11 protein-coding genes are annotated in these 21194 nt (G+C 57.4%); 7 read left to right on the forward strand and 4 right to left on the reverse strand.

Annotated features, from left to right (window positions below):
• The 4 genes from rpoB to VEV40_RS04330 form a co-directional block, all read left to right on the forward strand.
• A partial coding sequence (gene rpoB / locus VEV40_RS04315) for a DNA-directed RNA polymerase subunit beta (RefSeq protein WP_324830425.1) occupies positions 1 to 2616 on the forward strand: 2616 nt, incomplete at its 5' end.
• 169 nt (positions 2617 to 2785) lie between these two features.
• The gene (gene rpoC / locus VEV40_RS04320; RefSeq protein WP_324830426.1) at positions 2786 to 6976 is read left to right on the forward strand and encodes a DNA-directed RNA polymerase subunit beta'; all 4191 of its coding nucleotides are present in this window, start codon (positions 2786 to 2788) and stop codon (positions 6974 to 6976) included.
• A gap of 121 nt (positions 6977 to 7097) precedes the next feature.
• Positions 7098 to 7457 (forward strand): hypothetical protein, encoded by a 360-nt coding sequence (locus VEV40_RS04325; RefSeq protein ID WP_324830427.1) that lies wholly within the window; start codon positions 7098 to 7100, stop codon positions 7455 to 7457.
• Positions 7458 to 7714: 257 nt separating this feature from the next.
• A complete protein-coding gene (locus VEV40_RS04330) occupies positions 7715 to 8734 on the forward strand; it encodes a carboxypeptidase-like regulatory domain-containing protein (protein WP_324830429.1) in 1020 nt (339 codons plus the stop codon).
• 170 nt (positions 8735 to 8904) lie between these two features.
• Here VEV40_RS04330 and VEV40_RS04335 read toward each other — a convergent pair whose 3' ends face one another.
• The 3 genes from VEV40_RS04335 to VEV40_RS04345 form a co-directional block, all read right to left on the reverse strand.
• On the reverse strand, positions 8905 to 10731 hold the full coding sequence (locus tag VEV40_RS04335; protein WP_324830431.1) for a PKD domain-containing protein: 1827 nt from the start codon (positions 10729 to 10731) through the stop codon (positions 8905 to 8907).
• 392 nt (positions 10732 to 11123) lie between these two features.
• Complete coding sequence (locus VEV40_RS04340) at positions 11124 to 12122, reverse strand: hypothetical protein (RefSeq protein ID WP_324830432.1); 999 nt, start codon at positions 12120 to 12122, stop codon at positions 11124 to 11126.
• Positions 12123 to 12325: 203 nt separating this feature from the next.
• Positions 12326 to 15670, reverse strand: coding sequence for a vitamin B12-dependent ribonucleotide reductase (locus tag VEV40_RS04345; protein WP_324830434.1), 3345 nt, complete (start codon positions 15668 to 15670; stop codon positions 12326 to 12328).
• A gap of 630 nt (positions 15671 to 16300) precedes the next feature.
• Here VEV40_RS04345 and VEV40_RS04350 point away from each other — a divergent pair.
• Positions 16301 to 17614: a Gfo/Idh/MocA family oxidoreductase gene (locus tag VEV40_RS04350; RefSeq protein WP_324830436.1), complete on the forward strand. Its 1314-nt coding sequence runs from the start codon at positions 16301 to 16303 to the stop codon at positions 17612 to 17614.
• A gap of 3 nt (positions 17615 to 17617) precedes the next feature.
• Here VEV40_RS04350 and VEV40_RS04355 read toward each other — a convergent pair whose 3' ends face one another.
• Positions 17618 to 18655: a VWA domain-containing protein gene (locus tag VEV40_RS04355; RefSeq protein WP_324830438.1), complete on the reverse strand. Its 1038-nt coding sequence runs from the start codon at positions 18653 to 18655 to the stop codon at positions 17618 to 17620.
• 300 nt (positions 18656 to 18955) lie between these two features.
• Between VEV40_RS04355 and VEV40_RS04360 the strand changes: the two genes are divergently transcribed.
• Positions 18956 to 20239: a VWA domain-containing protein gene (locus VEV40_RS04360; RefSeq protein ID WP_324830440.1), complete on the forward strand. Its 1284-nt coding sequence runs from the start codon at positions 18956 to 18958 to the stop codon at positions 20237 to 20239.
• Positions 20236 to 21108, forward strand: coding sequence for a DMT family transporter (locus VEV40_RS04365; RefSeq protein WP_324830442.1), 873 nt, complete (start codon positions 20236 to 20238; stop codon positions 21106 to 21108). The genes VEV40_RS04360 and VEV40_RS04365 overlap by 4 nt, the downstream gene beginning before the upstream one ends.
• The last annotated feature ends 86 nt before the right edge of the window (positions 21109 to 21194 follow it).

Raw genomic sequence — 21194 nt, forward strand, 5'->3', positions numbered from 1 at the left:
TCGTCGCAGCTGTCGCAGTTCATGGACCAAACCAACCCGCTGTCGGAAATCACGCACAAGCGCCGTGTTTCCGCACTGGGCCCGGGCGGTCTGACGCGCGAGCGCGCAGGCTTCGAAGTCCGCGACGTGCATCCGACCCACTACGGCCGCGTGTGCCCGATCGAAACGCCGGAAGGTCCGAACATCGGTCTGATCAACTCGCTCGCTCTGTACGCGCACCTGAACGAATACGGCTTCCTCGAAACGCCGTATCGCAAGGTGGCGGACGGCAAGGTGACCGATCAGATCGATTACCTGTCGGCGATCGAAGAAGGCCGTTACGTGATCGCTCAGGCGAACGCGGCAGTGGCTGACGACGGCACGCTGACTGACGAACTGGTGTCGTCGCGTGAAGCGGGCGAAACGCTGATGGTCACGCCGGACCGCATCCAGTACATGGACGTGGCGCCGTCGCAGATCGTGTCGGTTGCAGCCTCGCTGATTCCGTTCCTCGAGCACGACGACGCGAACCGCGCGTTGATGGGCTCGAACATGCAGCGCCAGGCGGTGCCGTGTCTGCGTCCTGAGAAGGCGGTGGTCGGTACGGGCATCGAACGTACGGTGGCGGTCGACTCGGGTACGACGGTTCAGGCGTTCCGCGGCGGTGTGGTCGATTACGTCGACGCAGGCCGTATGGTGATCCGCGTGAACGACGACGAAGCCGTCGCTGGCGACGTCGGCGTGGACATCTACAACCTGATCAAGTACACGCGTTCGAACCAGAACACGAACATCAACCAGCGTCCGATCGCCAAGGTCGGCGACAAGGTTGCGCGTGGCGACGTGCTGGCGGATGGCGCATCGACTGACCTCGGCGAACTCGCGCTTGGCCAGAACATGCTGGTCGCGTTCATGCCGTGGAACGGCTACAACTTCGAAGACTCGATCCTGATCTCGGAGAAGGTCGTTGCGGACGATCGCTATACGTCGATCCACATCGAAGAGCTGAACGTGGTCGCTCGCGACACCAAGCTCGGACCGGAAGAAATCACGCGCGATATTCCGAACGTCTCGGAGCATGCTCTGCGTGATCTCGACGAGTCGGGCATCATCCGCATCGGCGCCAAGATTGGCCACAACGACATCCTCGTCGGCAAGGTCACGCCGAAGGGCGAGACGCAGCTCACTCCTGAAGAGAAGCTGCTCCGCGCCATCTTCGGTGAGAAGGCCGGCGATGTTCGTGATGCTTCGCTCACCTGCCCTCCGGGAATTGAAGGAACGGTCGTTGACGTCCGCATCTTCTCCCGCAAGGGCCAGGAGAAGGACGAGCGCGCCAAGCTGATCGAAGCCGACCAGGTGGCGAAGCTCGAAAAGAACCTCGCCGATGAGATTCGTATTCTTACCGACGAGCGCCTGAAGCGTCTCGAGGGCATCCTCGGCGGCAAGGAAGTGCTGGCCGACCTGCACGACGAGCGCACCAACAAGCGCCTGCTGGTGAAGGGAGCCATTCTCGACCGCGACACCATCGAGCTGATCTCGACCAAGAACCTTAAGCGCATCCGCTATAACGACAAGGACCCGCGCGTGAATGAGCAGATTGACGAGATCGAGGAGATGACCTCGCGCCAGATCGATGTTCTGCGCAAGATCACGAACGAGAAGATCAGCAAGCTGCAGAAGGGCGACGAACTTGCTCCGGGCGTCATTAAGCTGGTGAAGGTCTACATCGCCATGAAGCGCAAGCTCTCGGTCGGCGACAAGATGGCCGGACGTCACGGCAACAAGGGCGTTATCGCGCGCATTCTTCCCGAGGAAGACATGCCGTATCTGCCTGATGGCAAGCCGGTCGAGATTGTTCTCAACCCACTCGGCGTGCCTTCGCGTATGAACGTCGGTCAGATTCTCGAAACGCATCTTGGCTGGGCAGCGCACGAACTCGGCGAACAGGTTGCCGAAATCGTGAAGCAGCACCAGGAAGCCAATGCGATTCGCGAAGTCTTCAAAGAGAAGTTCGCGGGCACTGCCGCTCTGCGCCAACTGCTTGAGCTTGATGACGAGCAGGTGAAGCGGATTGGCCTGGGCATGCAGAAGGGCATCTGGTTCGGCACCGCGGTTTTTGACGGCGCCAAGGAGACGGAGATCAAGGCGCTACTTGCCGCCGCGGGCCTTCCGAGCTCGGGCAAGACGGACCTGTATGACGGTATGACCGGCGAACAGTTCGAACAGCCAGCAACGGTGGGCTACATCTACATGCTCAAGCTCTCGCACCTGGTGGACGACAAGATCCACGCGCGCTCCATCGGGCCGTATTCGCTCATCACGCAGCAGCCGCTGGGTGGCAAGGCGCAGTTCGGCGGCCAGCGCTTTGGAGAAATGGAAGTGTGGGCGCTGGAAGCATACGGCGCAGCCTACATTCTTCAGGAACTGCTCACCGCCAAGTCCGACGACGTTTATGGCCGCACCAAGATTTACGAGGCCATCGTCAAGGGCGAGGCGGCGATTGAGCCGGGCGTGCCGGAATCGTTCAATGTGTTGATCCGCGAGCTGCAGGCGCTCTGCCTTGACGTGGAACTGATCAAGCAGATAGGCGCTGACGCGAAGAAGCAGCCGCTGCCTACATTTGCAGCAGCGGATTAGCTACTACCTCTAGCTGTTAGCCTTTAGCTCTTTCGAGCAGAGGTTAGCAGCCGGGGCAATGGTCAAAGTTTTAGCAGCGCGATTAAGCGTTGCGTAGAAGTGAACAGAAGTAAAACGCAGCTAGAAGCTAATAGCTAAGGGCTAGCAGCTAGTTGCAAGGAGGGTCACCTTGTACCGTTCCAGCCCGTTTGAATTAACCAGCCCGATCACGGATTTCGATGCTATCCGCATCTCGCTCGCTTCGCCCGAGAAGATTCGCAGCTGGTCGCATGGCGAAGTCACCAAGCCGGAAACCATCAACTACCGCACCTTTAAGCCGGAACGCGATGGCTTGTTCTGCGCCCGCATCTTTGGCCCCGTCACCGACTGGGAGTGCCTCTGCGGCAAGTACAAGCGCATGAAGCACCGCGGCGTCATCTGCGACAAGTGCGGCGTTGAAGTCACTCTGTCGAAAGTACGCCGCGAGCGCCTCGGACACATCGAGTTGGCCTCGCCCTGCTCGCATGTCTGGTTCTTCAAGGGCCTGCCGTCGCGTATCGGCCACCTGCTCGACATCTCTCTGCGCGATCTCGAAAGCGTGCTCTATTTCGAGAGCTACGTTGTCGTCGATCCGGGCGACTCGCCCACGCGCGAGCGCGAGATCATCAAGGACGAGAACCGCTTCCGCGAGCTTGACCAGCAGTATCGTCCCGGCGGCTTTAAGGGCATGATGGGCGCCGAGGCGATCAAGGAACTGCTCAAGCGCGTCAACGTGGACGAGCTGGCCATCGAGCTGCGCGATCGCATGAAGGCCGAAACCTCGCTGCAGAAGCGCCTCAAATATTCCAAGCGCCTCAAGGTGGTCGAGGCATTCCGCAAGTCGGGCAACAAACCGCAGTGGATGATTCTCGACGTGCTCCCAGTCATTCCTCCGGAGTTGCGTCCTCTTGTGCCACTGGATGGCGGCCGCTTTGCGACCTCTGACCTGAACGATCTCTATCGCCGCGTTATCAACCGCAACAACCGTCTCAAGAAGCTCATGGACCTCCATGCGCCTGAGGTGATTGTGCGCAACGAAAAGCGCATGTTGCAGGAAGCTGTGGACGCGCTCTTCGATAACGGCCGCCGTGGCCGCGTGCTGCGTGGCGCGAACAACCGCCCGCTGAAGTCGCTCTCTGACACGCTCAAGGGCAAGCAGGGACGCTTCCGCCAGAACCTGCTGGGCAAGCGCGTTGACTACTCCGGCCGTTCGGTCATCGTGGTCGGTCCGGAACTCAAGCTACACCAGTGCGGACTGCCGAAGAAAATGGCGCTTGAACTTTTCAAGCCCTTCATCTATCACCGCCTCGAGCAGACGGGCCACTGCACGACCATCAAGCAGGCAAAAGAGATGGTCGAGCTGCAGGAGCCGATTGTGTGGGACATCCTTGAAGAAGTCATCAAGGACCATCCGGTGCTGCTGAACCGCGCCCCAACCCTGCACCGCCTCGGCATTCAGGCGTTTGAGCCGGTGCTGGTGGAAGGCAAAGCCATTAAGATTCACCCGCTCGTCTGCACCGCTTTCAACGCGGACTTCGATGGTGACCAGATGGCCGTACACATTCCTTTGTCGCCGGAAGCGCAGGTGGAAGCCAGCGTGCTCATGCTCGCTTCGCACAACATCCTGTCGCCGGCGTCAGGCCAGCCGATTACCGTTCCTACGCAGGACATGGTGCTCGGTCTCTACTACCTGACCAAGGCCAAGAAGGGTGCCAAGGGTGAAGGCCGCGTCTTCGCGAACACCGAAGAAGTGCTGATGGCCCTTGAGGCCAAGGAAATCGAGACGCTCACGCCGATCCGCCTGCGCTACACCGGGTCTGTCCTCGACATGACCACCGCGTATGACGATCAGGACCTGACGCACACCGAGCCGGTCGAGTACGACAAGCAATACATCTCAACCACCGTCGGACGCGCCATCCTGAACGACGCACTTCCTGAAGGTATGCCGTATGTCAATGGCCTTCTCAAGAAGAAGGGCATCGGCCAGCTGGTCAATTACTGTTACCTGAACCTCGGCCTTGAGACCACGGTCAAGATGCTCGACCGCATCAAGGAACTGGGCTTCCAGTTTGCGACGCGCTCCGGCCTCTCCGTCGGCCTGGATGACATGGTCATTCCGGAGACGAAGTATGGTGTTGTGCGCGATGCGGAAAAGCAGCGTTTCGCCGTGCAGCAGCAGTACCTCGACGGCGCGATCACCAACGGCGAGCGCAACAACAAGGTCATTCAGCTGTGGTCGTCCGTGACGGAAAAGGTTGCCGACGAAATGTTCAACAACATGAAGAACGCCGACAAGGAAGGGGCCATGAACCCAATTTACATCATGGCCGATTCCGGCGCTCGTGGATCGAAGCAGCAGATTCGTCAGCTCTCCGGCATGCGCGGCCTTATGGCCAAGCCGTCGGGCGAAATCATCGAGACTCCCATCACGGCGAACTTCCGTGAGGGCCTGACCGTGCTCGAATACTTCATCTCGACGCATGGCGCGCGTAAAGGTCTGGCTGACACCGCTCTTAAGACCGCTGACTCCGGCTACCTGACCCGCCGTCTGGTAGACGTGGCGCAGGACGTCATTGTCAGCGAACGTGATTGCGGAACGGTCGAAGGCATCTATGTGACTCCGATCGTCGAGTCGGGCGAGATTATCGAGCCGCTGCGTGACCGCATCATCGGCCGCGTGTCCCTCGAAAAGATTAAGGACTACGAAGGCAACGTCATCGTTGACGTGAACCAGGAAATCACCGAAGACCTCGCTTCGCAGATTCAGGCAGCCGGCATCGAGCGCGTCAAGATTCGTTCCGTGCTCACCTGCGAATCCAAGCGTGGCGTCTGCATCCACTGCTATGGCCGCAATCTCGGCTCGGGCAAGATGGTGGAACTTGGTGAAGCTGTTGGCGTCATCGCGGCGCAGTCGATCGGCGAGCCGGGAACGCAGCTCACGATGCGTACCTTCCACATCGGCGGTACGGCATCGCGCGTCTCGGAGCAGTCGAAGCTCGATGCTAAGAATGCCGGCACGATCCGCTTCATCAACATGGTCACTGTCCGCTCGAAGGGTGGCGACCTGGTTGCCATGAACCGGTCGGGATCAATTGCGGTTGTCGATGATCGTGGCCGCGAGAAGGAGCGCTACCAGGTTGTCTACGGCGCGAAGCTGAAGGTGGAAGAAGGTCAGAAGATCGAGCTTGGCCAGTCGATGGTTGAGTGGGATCCGTACACCTTCGCCATCCTCACGGAAATCGGCGGGACGGTTCAGTTCAAAGACTTGCAGGAAGGCATTACCCTGCATGAAGAAGTCGATGAAGTCACGGGTCTCTCGCGTCTCGTGGTCGGCGACTCGCCGGATGAGAAGCGACAGCCGGCCATCCTGATCAAGGGCGGCAAGGGCAACAAGCGTTACCTGATGCCTTCGCGTGCCCACCTCATGATCCAGGATGGTGACGAAGTCTTCCCCGGCGATGTCCTTGCCAAGATTCCGCGCGAAACCACGCGCACTAAGGACATCACCGGCGGTCTGCCTCGTGTTGTCGAGCTCTTCGAAGCCCGCAAGCCGCGCGAAACCGCCATCATCTCTGAAATTGACGGCGTAGTGAAGTTCGGCGAAGTCAGCAAGGGACAGCGCAAGATCTACGTTACCGCTGACAATGGCGAGGAGAAGGAATACTCGGTGCCTCGTGGCGTCCACGTCAACGTGCAGGAAGGTGAACGCCTGCGCGCCGGCGAGCCGCTGATGGATGGACCGCTCAACCCGCACGACATTCTCGCCGTGCTCGGCGAGAAGGAACTGCAGGCTTACCTGGTGAACGAAATCCAGGAAGTCTACCGTCTCCAGGGCGTGGCCATCTCGGATAAGCACATCGAGACCATCGTCCGCCAGATGCTGCGCTGGGTAAAGGTCGAAGAAGTTGGCGACACTAACTTCCTGCTCGAACAACAGATTGATAAGTTCCGATTCCGCGTCGAGAACGAGCGCGCCATCTCGAATGGTGGACGTCCGGCCACAGGCCGTCCGCTGCTGCTTGGCATCACCAAGGCGTCGCTGTCCACCGAAAGCTTCATTTCGGCGGCCAGCTTCCAGGAGACCACACGCGTGCTGACCGAGGCATCCATCAACGGCGCCGTCGACAACCTGCGCGGCCTCAAGGAGAACGTCATCGTCGGGCGGCTCATCCCGGCTGGAACCGGCATGGAATACTACCGCAACATCTCGCTCTCACCGGAGCTGGAGGAAGCGGCAGCCAAAGTCCAGCAGGAAGTGAGCGAGGCCTACGAAGCCGCCGAGCGCGAACTGGAAATGATGCGCCAGGAAGGCGAAGCCGAAGAAATGGCTGCCGAATAAGACTGGCATTCAACCCTATAACTCAAAGCCCCGCCTTGTGCGGGGCTTTTCTTTTCCGGAATTGCAAGGTGACAGCCGCTATCGTATAGATTGATTTCGTCGATCAGCCGGGAGAGAAGCCATGCCTGAAGAACAACCTCAGGAATTGCGCCGGGAGCGCCAGCGCACGCCCCTGCCCATTGGATACCGCCAGGGAATCATTACGGCAATCACTGTGCTGCTGGGGTTCTCGCTGCTGTTTATGCGCTTCTGGAATTTCGAGCTGCCGGGGGCATGGAGCGCTTCTGCAGTGATCGCAGCGCTGCTTATGGCGCTGTCGATCGTGTTGCAGATGGTTACGCTGTGGCGATCCCTGCAGATTGAAGATGACGACGAAAGCGAATACCACAAGACTCTTCGCTGGTTCCTCAGCTCTGTTGTCGTGCTGATGGTCGGAGTGATCCTCTCATTTCTGTCCTATTCCCGCATTCTCAGGTTCTGAAGCGTCTTGATGCACGGTCATATATTCACCTATTTCCAGGTTAAGCAGGTTTGGCGAAATATTATGCCAAATGCCAATACCTTTAAGTCTCCTATCTTCTTTTATTTGCGCGAAAAATTTACCATCGTAAGGGCTTGACAGATCGGCGCGGCCCCCAGCGATTTATGAATAGCTTTTTTTGCACCCAAGGGGCCCGAAGCGTTGTCAGATAGACAATGCGTATCAAACTAGTTATCTGTGCTTTTATGTGTGCATTCGTGCTACGCATAGCGGCGGCCGAGGATATCCCGGCGCCCGAGCCGCAGACTGGTACGATCATCGGCACGGTCACGGACGTGCGGCACGACATTGTTCCCGGGGCGACTATTGTTCTTGAAAGCCCCGCTTCAAGCGGCCAGCGGACTGTGCAGGCGAGCGACAGCGGCTTCTTTCAGTTCACCAACGTCAAGGCGGCAGTTCCATATCACGTCACCGTCAGCCAGACAGGCTTCTCCAACTGGACCTCGCCCGAGATCACCCTTACGCCGGGACAGTATCTGGAACTGAAGGACGTTAAGCTCGCGATTGCGGTGGCAGTCACAACAGTGGCCGTGGTTCCAAACTCCGAGCAGATTGCGACGCAGCAGGTTGAAGTCGAAGAAAAGCAGCGCATCCTGGGAGTCATCCCTAATTTTTATGTTGTGTATGACAAGAACCCCGCGCCACTCACCGCGAAACTGAAGTTTCGTCTCGCGCTTCGCACCTCGATCGATCCCATTACCCTCCTCGGCGTCGCTTTCATTTCCGCCCTCGATCAGGCGGGCGATACGCCGGATTACCAGCAGGGTTGGAAGGGCTACGGCCAGCGTTTCGGAGCCAACTATGCGGACGGCCTGACGGACGTTTTTATCGGCGGGGCCATTCTGCCCTCGATCCTGCATCAGGACCCGCGCTACTTCTACCAGGGCACGGGCACGAAGAAGTCGCGCGCCCTGCATGCGATCTCCAGTTCGTTCGTCTGCATGGGCGACAATGGGCACAAACAGCCGAACTATTCCAGTCTCGGCGGATATCTGGCCTCGGGAGCCATCTCCGAACTCTATTATCCGGAGTCGAACCGTGGCCCAGGACTGGTATTCCAGGGCTTCGCGATCGACGTTGCCGCCAACATGGCCGATAACCTGATTCAGGAGTTTATTCTGCGGAAGCTGACGCCTTCAGCTAAGGATCAGAATGAGCAAGTGCAGGTTCAGCCGTCAAGGCACCATCAAGTGGCGCAAGTGAGCGGTAAACAGTAGAGGCTCTCCTTCAGCCGGATTCGGGGAACGGATGGTATTTGGTGGAAATGAAAAACGCCCGCACAAGCGGACGTTTCTTTTGATTTCTGCGTGGCAATCGTAAGACCTTCTTTTACTCAAAATCAATTTTGCAGGTTTTAGCGATGCGAAATAACATGCCGCCATTGCTTTTAGTGGACAGTCACATCGCTGCTTGCCGTAGAGAGTTGCCCGTTCTGGTCTCTGAGGGTAAGGCGGACAGTGTAAGTTCCGGGAATAGTGTAGCTATGCCATATTGTTGGCGTCCCATTTACCCAATGATGATCACCAAAATCGATGGTCCTGCCAATAATGGCGCTTCCTCCACGCTGGCTGCCTGATGAATCCATGTAAACCGCTAACGGATGCGTTCCGCTTTGCGGTGATACGGTCAGTACTGCCTTTGGGGCACTTCCGGCCATGCTGTTTTTCACAGAAACGGCAACGGTCGAGTATGGAGGTACTTGAACTTTTACCGAGTAGCCTCCCGATATCGCATAGATGGTGGCAGCCTGATTGGAGATTTTTCCGTGCGAGGCATCCAGAAGATATATCTCTCCGTTCGGCGATGTAATTCCCGGATTTGTGAGATTCACGGTGACAGTACTGTAATTAGTGGAGGTGGGGTTGATGACGACCACATTGTCCGCCGTACTCGTGTAGAAAGCAGTCGCCGAGAGGCCGCTTGTTGAACTTGCGGGAGAAACGGAAGCCGCCATATATCCGCCAGCTTGCAAGTCCAGATAATCGGGCGACGCAAACAATGCAAATGCATAGAATTGAGGATATGGCTCCAACGCCGCTGGATTGCAATCCATGTTAGAGTTCCACTCACCTATAACGCAAAAGTTTTTTCCCTGTGAACTATAGTAGGTGAGGTAGGTTGGAACTGCCGTGGCGCCGCTATATACCGTATTCAGAAAATCAGTAATTGCCAGGGTGTTCCATAACGATCCGTAAGTAGCGTTGTTGCGGCAGCAGTCAACTCCATGCCACCAATTGTCATTGTATTCAGTGAGGTAAATCGGGGTCGATGCGGGGTATGGCTGTTTACCGGCCCGCACCAAAGGTTCGATCACCTGATAGTAATGTGCCAATCCACGCGTACTGGACTGAGTAACTGAGTACAAGTCGGACCAAGTCATCCCATTGTTAATGTCGTATTGACCCGTGATATAGAGATGGAAACTGACGAAACCGACATAGGGCGCCGTATTTGCATTATTGAGAAGCGCTGGAATCCAGGTCGGCGCCAGAGAAAGCTGAGATATCGTAGGACCGCCTGTGCGAATAGGTCGACCATCGGCCTTCGCCTGGGCCTGCATTGCTGCAGCAGCATCATAGAAAATTGTGAGATACGTATTAAGTCGAGTAGTGGCATCACTAATGCACAGAGACGTGGACAGTTCCGGCTCGTTCCATATCTCGTAGTCCTCCACCATGCCAGGGAAATTCTGATTTAGATGGGCCACGATCGATGCTGCCATCTGCCCCCAAGTCCCAATATTGGAGGGCGGAGAGCAAGAGGTTGATCCAAGGGAGGGTGGGGTCCCATAGATGACAGCTATTGGATGAACCCCCGCAGACTTCATTAGCTCCATTGCGGAATCAAGAACACCAAAGTTCGGAGTCGTCGTTGCATAAACCTCCTGCATCAAGACTCTAACGCGTGTTTGGTTGAGGCCGACTCCCGTCACCCTGTTGATTGTGCCTGGGTCGACTAACGCGGATCCTATTCCCTCAACAGCGAATATTCCATTGGGCACGAGGGGCGTGGACCCGCTTCGATTGCCAAAATCAGCCGAAATGCTTTGTGACTGGGCTGTACCTGTGCCGAAGATGAAAGCAGCCGCGAAGACAAGCGATAAACAGATACGATGGATCTGTTTGGAAAACACCAGCTTTACCAACGTGTTACACGAAACTGATTCCGCGCAAGTTTCCACTGAGACGAAGACAAAGTCGTTCCGCCGGGGCATGGAGGTCCTTAGTGTGTCTTGAGGTTTTGTAGACGATAACACTCAAGCACAGTTGTCAATTTGAATCTTGGGGGGGAGATAGTGACCGCGAAGAGTGTACCCCAGGAGAATGATTGATGCAAGACTCCCATTCATCCTGAATGGCGAAGAGCCTTTGAGCAGTCTCCGGGAAAGATGGCCTCTTCCCAGAGTGGACGAGTGCATTCTCAAAATCGACTTTGTCAGCTCGCGAAGGGGTAATCACCGATCTAAAAAGAAGAGCGTCGGACAACTCTCAAATCGGAAATCAAACCCAACCCTACAATTCATGCCTTCCTAAGATGCTGAGAATGGGCAATAGTGAGCATATCGCCTGTGTTGACTGCTATTCACAACGTCAAATTTGCACCCGCTCAAGCCGAAGGAGGGCTTGAATGGGCCACCCCGCCTGATCGAGATCGAACCATGTCCATCAAACTGTTTTTCCGCGTGCCACGCCCTATTGACTCCCACATCATGCTGGAATCTTCTTCTTGAGGAATAAGTTTTTTTACGACATCCTCATTAATCACAAATTGTGGATCGAATTTCTTGATCATTGCTATGCCGAAAAAGCATACTACTTCCCCAATTTGGTCTACGGCTCGTAGCCACTCTTTAGTGGTAATTACCACTCTCTGTCCAACTTTATATTTAGTGTCGGGCAAGATCTCCAAGTAGGCATCATTGATCTTTCCATTGTGGTGTACGAGGAAATTTCTGTCAGTCGCTATCCTAAGTAGCTCCATCGCTGTAACCCCGCTTTGCGCCAAGTCAATGTTGAACTTTTCTTGATAAAACCTTATTCGCTCTTCCAACGACTTGTAAGCGAATTCATGCGATTCGCGTTTCGCCATGTAGTCAACAATATCAATGTCGTCGTTTATCAATTGGATAATCTTTTCGTACTTGAGTTGTTTACTCGAAGACAATATCTTCGGCTGTCTTACGAAAACCAACATCAGTATGTCACTCATGATTGCGTCAAACAGCGCGATCAAGTAGATAAATGCCATCTCGGATAATAAGTTTTGTGAACTAACACTCTCGCTGATTTCCTTATTGAGAAATCTATTTAACAATTTCGCTTCTTCAAGTGTTAACTCTACTTTTGTCTCTTCAGGCCCAGGTTCGATTTCACGGTCATCACAAGTGCCCTTAGTTTTTATGGCCTTATTTACCTTGGCTGACATTTTGGACGATAGAGTTTTGTTCTGAATAAATCCGTTATTTACCTCTTCAACAAATTGCCTAAGGGTGTATATGGATGAGAAGAAGGTCACAAGGCTTTCTAAGATCGCTGCGCCTAGTCTTCTCGATAGGATATTTGCATGATGTAAAGTTGATGCTTTTGGTTTCCGTCTTTTTTTCATAGCATAGACAAATTAGTAAACCATCTTACACGTGTATCGTGATGATCTGAGGCAGACGGTTTGCGGCATTTGTTTGTCTTATGCTGCGGACCCTTCGATTTTGCTACGCTTCACTCAGGATGACATCGCAGTGAAAAAGCCCAGCGCGGGACCGGGCTTTTGGTATTCTATGTCGCGGCGCGAAGCCGCGATTGCCCTTCTGGCTAGGAACAGCCGCTGGTTGAACCGCAGGACATGCAGCGGTAGCAGCTTCCGTTGCGGACCATGATGGCTCCGCAAGTGTGGCAGCTGGGGGCGTCGCCCATGTCGTAGAGGTCCTTCATGGCGTCGGCGGCGTGATAGATGCCTCTATCTTGTAAATGCAGTTCACCCTTTTCGGTGCTGGCAGCGAGGTCGGAGAGGATTCCGCCTTGCGGGGCTGCGGTTGCTCCCATTCCGCGCGTGGAGGCGTGCTGCTCGGGGGAGAACCGCGGGTCCCTCGACTCGCTTTGCTCGCTCAGGATGACATCTCTTGTGGAACCGGCGGGAGTGACTAGGCCGGGTGCGGCTTCGGGGCTTGCGGCAGGCGCGAGTCCGGCGAATAGCGAGAGTTGCTGGCCGGAGAGGAAGCGCAACTGGAGCCAGCGGAAGATGTAATCCATGATGGATTTGGCGAAGCCGATGTGCTCGTTGCCGGTCCAGCCGGAGGGCTCGAAGCGCGAGTGCGCGAACTTTTCGCACAGGACTTTGAGCGGCACTCCGTGTTGCAGGGCGAGCGAGGTGGCGGTGGCGAAGCTGTCCATAAGGCCGGAGACGGTCGAGCCTTCCTTGGCCATGCGGATGAAGATTTCGCCGGGCTCGCCGTTGGGGTAGAGGCCGACGGTGATGTAGCCCTCGTGTCCGGCGATGCCGAACTTGTGGGTCAGCGAGGCGCGCTCTTCGGGCAGGCGATGACGAACGGCTCTGGGTGGGCCCTGCGCGGGCCGCGAATCGCTTCGCGTGGCATCTGCGGCATTCGTGGCAAGAGTAGCGAGGGCGGCGGTGAAGGCGTTGGTTGCGTCGAGCAGCTGACGGGCGGTGACTTCGATCTTCTCGGAGACTTTGGCTTCGAGGGTCTTGAGGTCGGCTTCGGGTGCGGTCTTGCCTGACGCGATCGCAGCTAAGACGCGTTCCGCAGATTGATCGGTCGCCGAGGCTTCGTGCCTGATTTCCTTCGCCTTGTTGCCGTCGGAGACGTTGAGCGGCTGCGCGCCCTTCGATCCGTCGCGGTAGATGGCAACGGCCTTGAGGCCCTGGCGCCAGCTTTCGAGGTAAGCCTCGGCCACTTCGTCGACGGAGCAGTCGTGCGGCAGGTTGACGGTCTTCGAGATGGCACCTGACAAGAACGGTTGCGTGGCGGCCATCATTTTGACGTGGCCCATGTAGTGAATGGAGCGCGTGCCCTTGGCCGGCTTGAAGGAGCAGTCGAAGACTGCGAGATGTTCGGGCTTGACGCCGGGCGCTCCTTCGATGGTTCCGGTGGCGTCGATGTAGCTGACGATGGCGTCGACCTGTGCATTGTTATAGCCGAGCTTGAAGAGCGCGGCGGGGACCGTGTTGTTGACGATCTTGATCATGCCGCCGCCGACGAGCTTCTTGTACTTGACGAGAGCGAGGTCGGGCTCGATGCCGGTGGTGTCGCAGTCCATCATGAAGCCGATGGTGCCGGTGGGCGCGAGGACGGTGACCTGCGAATTGCGGTAGCCGTGCTTCTCGCCGTGGGCGAGAGCCTTGTCCCAGCAGTCTTTGCTGGCTTCGATGAGGGCGTCGAGTTGGGGCACGACGAAGGGTTCTAACCGCAGGTCCTTCGACTCAGCGCTACGCGCTTCGCTCAGGATGACACTATTATTTTTCGACTTCCCGATTTTGTTTACCTCGGCGCGGTGCATGCGGATGACGTCGAGGAACGGCTCGCGGTTGATGTAGTAGCCGGGGCAGGCTCCGCCCTGATGTTCGGCTGTAGCCGTGAGGGGCGTGGCTGAGGCCAGCGCCGGGCACCGTTCAGCGATGCGCGACGACTGCAGATAGGCCTCGCCGCACATGATGGCGGTGAGGGTGGCGGCGAAGTCGCGTCCGGCATCGGAGTCATAGGGCAGACCGAAGGCCATGAGCAGCGCGCCGAGGTTGGCATAGCCGAGGCCAAGCGGACGGTAGTCATGCGAATTGCGCGCGATGGATTCGGTGGGGTAGCCGGAGTTATCGACCAGGATTTCCATCGCAGTGATCATGACGTCGATGGCGTGACGGTAGGCGGCGATATCAAATGTGCCTGCGGGCGTTACAAATTTGAGCAGGTTGAAGCTCGACAGGTTGCAGGCCGAGTTGTCGAGGAACATGTACTCGGAGCAGGGGTTCGAGGCATTGATGCGCGCGGTGTTCTTTGAGGTGTGCCAGCGGTTGATGGTCGAGTCGTACTGCATGCCGGGGTCGCCGCACTGCCAGGTGGCTTCGGCGATCTTGTGCATGATGTCGCGCGCCTTGCGGGTCTCGACGGGGATGTGGTCCTTGACGGTGTAGGTGGTGAACTCGCCGTCTTTTTCTACGGCGCGCATGAACTCATCGGTGACGCGGACGGAGTTGTTGGCGTTCTGGAAGAAGATGGAGCTGTAGGCTTCGGAGTCAGGGCCCGAGGAGCCGTCGTAGCCCTCGCGCATCAGCGCCCAGGCCTTGGCTTCTTCCTTCATCTTGCATTCGACGAAGTCGAGGATGTCGGGATGGTCGACGTTGAGGATGACCATCTTTGCGGCGCGGCGGGTCTTGCCGCCGGACTTGATGACTCCCGCGAAGGCGTCGAAGCCGCGCATGAAGCTGAGCGGGCCGGAAGCGGTGCCGCCGCCTGACAGGAGTTCCATAGATCCGCGGATCGGAGACAGGTTGGTGCCGGTGCCCGATCCCCACTTGAAGAGCATGCCTTCAGTCTTGGCAAGGGTGAGGATGGAGTCGAGCGAGTCGTCGACGGCGTTGATGAAGCAGGCCGAGCACTGCGGCTTGCGGTAGCCGGTCACGGAAAATTCGACGGCGCAAGTGTGCTGATTCCAGTGCCAGTTCTGCGCGTCGGAGTTGGGTTCGAGGCGGTCGCAGCCTACGTTGAACCAGACGGGCGAGTTGAAGGCGGCTTTCTGCGTCACGAGCAGGTGTGCGAGCTCGTCGTGGAAGACGGCGGCGTCTTCGGGCGTGGAGAAGTAGCCGTTGGCCAGGCCCCAGTCGCGGATGGTCTCAGCCACGCGCCCGATCAGCTGGCGCACGCCGGTTTCGCGTTCGGGCGTGCCGAGCTGGCCGTGCAGGTACTTGCTGGCGACGATGTTGGTCGCGGTCATCGACCAGTCGATGGGCACTTCGACGTCTTTCTGCTCGAAGATGGTCTTGCCGGCCGCGTCGGTGATGGACGCGGTGCGGCGTTCCCACTGGATCTCGTCGTAGGGGGAGACGCCGGCTTTAGAGAAGACGCGGCTGAATTTGAGGGCTGCGGTTTTCGCCTGCGCGGCCTCGGAGGCTGGGGAGCTGGTGATCTTCTTGGTGGCCTCGGCCATGGTACTTCCTCCATCATGGATACAGATTTTTGATGCCCATGGAAGAGCATCCTTGCTGTTTTCTGGCGGCAAAAAGCCAGATGCGAGCGCGTATGCGCCGCGAGAAAAGCCCTAAAGCGAGTCTGGGAAAGAGCTGCTCGGAACTGGCTGGATACCGGAACATCGTTGCTTGTGCGTTGTCAGGATCATCCGGTGAGACCTTTTTGCCAGCTTGAAAAGTGCTGCAGAGGCGAAGGTAGCGCTGTTAATAGTGCGTGTCAAGCGGTAACCACAACATCTAGTATTTTAGATGCAAATAGGTAACATGGGTGTTCAGTTTTGGGAGTTCAGCTGTGGAGAACCCCAAACGGGCCCTCCAGTGGCGGACATCGGCCCTGGGGAAGGCACCCAATGATTGAGGCTATGCCCCTGAAGGGACTGATTCAAGGCGCAGAAACTGTGCAAAGAGTGTGGATAGCTGTGGGAAGTGTGGAGATTTGGAGCCCGGCCAGGAATACAGTTCCAGGCCAAGGACGAAGTATAGCTTCGGAGCCCGGTTACTGTTATGGGTTACGTGTGTGACTAGCGTGATCGTAAGTTGGCGCGTATCTTCATCTTCGATGAGGTGTTTCCGATCTGGAAAGGGTTCAGATGAAGGGCTTTTCGCGCAGGAAGTTTCTGCAGGCTGGTAGTGGGATGGCAGTGGCGTCGCTGGTTTCAGGAAAGCATGTTGTGCTCGCGCAGGAACAGGCGGGGTCACCTCAGAGTTCGAGCGGTGGAGCCCGGGTTCGGTTTGCCAGCATTGGTATTGGGATACAGGGGTCGAATCTGCTACGCAATGCCGTGTCGCAGGCAGAATGTGTTGCAGCCTGCGATCTTTATGACGGGCGACACACGTTGGCGCGCGAGATTGCCGGGCCGAACATCAAGACCACGGGGTGCTATCAGGAGATTCTGGACGATAAGAATATTGAGTGTGTCCTGGTTGCGGTACCCGACCACTGGCACAAGCAGATCACCCTCGACGCGCTGAGCGCGGGCAAAGACGTTTACGTCGAGAAGCCGATGTCGCACTCCATCGCCGATGGCGAAGAGATGGTGCAAGCCGTCAAGCAATCGAAAAATTTTGTGCAGGTTGGGTCGCAGCGCGTCAGCTCGCTGCTCTTTGGCAAGGCGAAGGAGTTGTATGATGGTGGGGCGATTGGCCAGTTGACTCAGGTGGAACTCCTGCTGGGGCGCAATTCGCCGAGCGGCGCATGGCAGTATCCCTGGCCTCCCGACCTTTCACCGCAAACGCTTGACTGGAACACCTGGCTCGGCAAGGCGCCGAAGCGGCCCTTTGATCCGGAGACGTTTGCGCGCTGGCGGCGCCTGCGCGAATTCGGAACAGGCATGGCCGGCGATCTGATGGTGCATCTGTTGAGCGGCATGCAGTTCGCCTCCGGCATCAATGCGATTCCGGATCGAGCAACTTCAGTCGGCGGTATCTTTCGCTGGAAAGATGGCCGCGACATGCCCGACCTTCAGGTAACGACTTTTCAGTATGGGCAGGTCCCGGTCACAGTTCGCTTGACGCAGGAGACGGAGACGCCGGAAATCACGCGCCTGATGGGGCCGCAGGGAGTCATCGAGCTTTCAAAGAGCGCTGTGACACTCATTCCGCAATCGGGGCTGGACACTTCTCCCGACTACGGACTGAACGGATTTCCCGCTGCCATGCGCGCTGCTTATGAAAAGCAGTGGCATGCGGCACACGATGCCGAGTTGGCCAAATATGCTCTGCCGGATGTGAGCGTATGGCACGGGCCTTCATGGGACGATGTGAAGCCTCACCTGGCAAATTTCTTCGACGCGGTGCGAACGCGTACGCCGGTGGTGGAAGATGTGGTCTTTGGGCACCATGCGGCTGCGGCTTGCCACATGGCGAATGCTGCTTATTTCGAGGGCAGGACGGTTACGGCTTAGACGTTATTGTCCTGCGGTGTCCTCAGTCGAGGGAATAGCGTAATACCCCTTGCGCGCCTGCACCTTCAGTCCGTCTCCTTTGCACGAGACGTCGAGCTTGCGATAGCTGCCATCGAGATTCCGATTGGTTGGCGTATAGCTGGCCAGGTATTGGGTGCGCAGTTCGTCTTCGATTTGCTGGAAGGCGGCTTCCATCTTCTTACCGTTGTTGCCCACGTCAATCATGCGTCCGCCGGTTTCCTCGGCCATCTTTTTCATGGCTGACGCGCCGGTATAGCCGAGATTTATGCCGTAGCCATAATTCATATAGAAGCCGCGGTCAGCAATCAGCAGGACATAGATGATGACATTGGCTTTCTGCGCTGCCTCAATAGCGTCCTGAATCTTGTGCATACTGCCCTGGTCTTCGCCGTCGGTGAGCAGGATGAACGCTTTGCGTCCTGTCTCAGAACGCATCTTGTCATTTGAGGCCTGGTAGACGGCGTCATAAAGCAAAGTGCCCTTTGGTGTGCCTTGCACCGGCACCGGGCCACCGCCGATACCGGGTACGCCCGCGCTGCCGCCGCCGACATTGATCTGCGCTTCGTCCATGCCACGCTCAATCAGGCGCGGATTGCTGGTGAAGTCCTGCAATAGGCTGATCTGGACGTCGAACGAAACGAGGAAGGCTTCGTCCTTGGAACGCAGAATTCGTTTCACGAAGGCGCTTCCGGTCTGCTGTTCCATGGGCAGGACGTTCTGCTGGCTGCCGCTGGTGTCAAGCAGGATGCCGAGAGTAAGGGGCAGGTCGGTTTCTGCCGAGAAGTTCTTGATCATCTGCGGCGCTTTGTCCTCGAGGATCGAACAGTCGTCTTTTTTCAGATTAGGGATGAGCGCGCCGCGCTTATCGTGCACGGTGAAGTAGAGGCTGACGAGATTGACGTTGACTTTGAGAGTAGCAGCGGGATTCGCCTCGATCGGGGTGGTATCTGGCGCGGTGCTTACCGGGGCGCCGTCGGGCGATGGGGCCTCCTGCGCGAAGAGCACAAAAGGAGCAGCCATGAGCAAGACCAAAACGAGGAGTGATATGCGGAAGCGCATGTGTGATGAGGCCTGAAACCGATTCTAGTCATTTGACGAAGAATTGGTGATAAAGGTCAATCCTGGTGGCTCAGTATCCGAGATCTATATCTGCTAATCTTAAGGGTAGCTCTGGACCGTGTTTCGTGACCAGCGAGCCTGATTACGAAACAGGGACTAAAAGCATCTAAATGCAATGCAGTGCAATCATACTGCCGCTCGCGCCAGACGGCAGGTTGTTGTACGAACTTGGCGGGGGTTCATTCAGTGATACAGGGTGCCTTGGCAGTAGCGCTGGCCTTTCTCATGCTGGGCGGGTTCCAGCAGCAACAGCCGCAGAGTATTCCCGACGCGCCAGCGCCCCAGCCTGCCGGTTCTACCGGCCTTTCCAATCTGAAAAATGAGGTAACGCCTGGGAAGAGCGCTGGGCCGGAGGCCGTGCAAACCGCGCCTCCGCCCGCCAACCCTTCGCCGTCGCAGTCGTCTTCTTCCTCGTCGGACCAGTCTGCGCCGCAGCAAGACAACACGCAGCAGCAGGAAGCGCCAGTGATTCCCAAGCCGGGCGAGACCGGGGCTTTCCTGATCCGGCAGACGATTACTTATGTCGATGTGCCGGTGACCGTGCGGGACAAGAAGCACCAGTTGGTGTCCGGCCTGACATGGCGGCAATTCAAAGTTTATGAAGATGGCGCAAGGCAGCGCATCGCATTTTTCTCTGTAGATCCACTGCCGCTTTCGGTGGCGTTCGTTATTGACCAGAGCGTGCCTTCCGACGTGATGGCGAAAGTGAATGAGAGCCTTTCGGCGGTGACAGGTGCGTTTACACCGTCTGACACTGTTGCCATCTTCGCTTACAACAGCAGCACGCGCATGGTGACAGACTTCACCGGCGCCCAAGGCGCGCGATTGCCCGCGGCTTTTCAGAGCGCGAAGGCTCCGGGTCGCGACATGGGCGTAGTTTCGCCCGGTGGACCGCTGGATGACGGCATGACCATTAACAACAAGCCGGTAGATCCCAACCTTACGCCACAGCGCGGCAACACGGGCTTCATCGTCATTCCGAAGGAAGTACATCCGCTGAACGATGCGATCCTGGAAGCCGCGAAATCGCTGGCGCAGCAGCCCAAGGGCCGCCGGCGTGTTCTCTACATCATCAGCGACGGCAAGGAGGCAGGCAGCAAGGCGTCCTATAAAGAAGTGGTTCGCTACCTGCTGGCCAACAACATCTCGGTTTATGGCACGCTGGTTGGCGACTCGGCTATGTGGGGCGTCGGCTATCTCGACAAATGGCACATTCCGCTGCTGCCAACCATGCGCGACAATATTCTGCCGAAATACGCGTTGGCGACGGGCGGGGCGCTGCAATCGCAGTTCTCCGAGAATGGCATCCAAAACAGCTTTGCCAAGATCACCGAATCGGTGCGCGCAGCTTATACGCTCGGCTACTACACGCATGCGGGTGTGATGAGCGATCGCTTCCACAAGATCACCGTCAACGTGGAAGTACCCAATCTGGACGTGACGGCGAAGGACGGCTACTATCCGTCCCCCTCCATGCGGCAATGATGACGACGGGCGGAGAAGCGTCCGCCCTGGCTTTGCTGGCCGCCGCGGTATGGGGCACGTCGGACTTCTGCGGTGGACTTGTCACGCGCCGCTCAACTCCTGCCGTAGTCCTGATGATTGCACATGGTCTAGGGCTGCTGGCGCTCCTGGCAGTATTGCTTGTCCATCCCAGCGGCCTTCCCACTCGCCATACTCTGGTTTTCGGGCTGGTGGCAGGCCTCGCAGGCGGTATTGGGCTTCTGGCCCTCTACAAGGGACTGTCGATGGGTTCCATGGGCCTGGTGGCAGCTCTGTCCGGCGTCCTGACGGCTGCTATGCCGGTCGTGGTGTCGTTCTTCACGGAAGCCAGACCTTCCATCCTCAAGTTCGCCGGATTCGCGGTGGCAGGCGTCGCCATCTGGCTGATTGCCTATACTCCCGGAGCTGAGGCGCATCCGCATGGGCTGGGGTTGGCCGTGCTGGCCGGGGTTTGCTTCGGCTTTCTGTTAGTTTTTCTCCACGTTGCGGGCAGAGACAGCGTGCTTTGGGCACTGACTTTCTCGCGTGTCGGATCTGTCTCCTGCGCGGTTGTTTTGTGGATTTGGACGGCCAGGAAATGGCGTCGTCAAGGCGCTACTGATGCGGCTAAAGGGCGCTGGCCATCCATCCTTCCGCTGGCTGCTGTCGCCGGGATTCTCGATACGACCGGCAACCTGCTCTACACAGCGTCTTCGCTTACCGGACGGCTGGACGTGGCTGCCGTGCTCTCGTCGCTTTACCCGGCTGGGACGATTGTTCTGGCGGCCGGGTTGCTGCGCGAGCGGGCGACTCGCAGCCAGACCGTGGGCATGACGCTGGCGATAGTTGCAGTGGCGATGATTTCAGCTTAGGCTTATACACGCGGAATTTGCTGGTGCGGCGGGCTGCGATGGCCAGATCCGGAAAGGTGTGTTTCTGGTACCAATTCGTAACATGT

It is taken from the genome of Alloacidobacterium sp. (assembly GCF_035631355.1).
Classification (GTDB): domain Bacteria; phylum Acidobacteriota; class Terriglobia; order Terriglobales; family Acidobacteriaceae; genus Alloacidobacterium.

What these genes read in the sequence shown, in the direction of transcription:
- VEV40_RS04335 (WP_324830431.1), bottom strand. Translation starts at nt 10,731, where the DNA reads ATGCCCCGGCGGAACGACTTTGTCTTCGTCTCAGTGGAAACTTGCGCG.
- VEV40_RS04340 (WP_324830432.1), bottom strand. Translation starts at nt 12,122, where the DNA reads ATGAAAAAAAGACGGAAACCAAAAGCATCAACTTTACATCATGCAAAT.
- VEV40_RS04325 (WP_324830427.1), top strand. Translation starts at nt 7,098, where the DNA reads ATGCCTGAAGAACAACCTCAGGAATTGCGCCGGGAGCGCCAGCGCACG.
- VEV40_RS04365 (WP_324830442.1), top strand. Translation starts at nt 20,236, where the DNA reads ATGATGACGACGGGCGGAGAAGCGTCCGCCCTGGCTTTGCTGGCCGCC.
- VEV40_RS04350 (WP_324830436.1), top strand. Translation starts at nt 16,301, where the DNA reads ATGAAGGGCTTTTCGCGCAGGAAGTTTCTGCAGGCTGGTAGTGGGATG.
- VEV40_RS04355 (WP_324830438.1), bottom strand. Translation starts at nt 18,655, where the DNA reads ATGGCTGCTCCTTTTGTGCTCTTCGCGCAGGAGGCCCCATCGCCCGAC.
- VEV40_RS04345 (WP_324830434.1), bottom strand. Translation starts at nt 15,670, where the DNA reads ATGGCCGAGGCCACCAAGAAGATCACCAGCTCCCCAGCCTCCGAGGCC.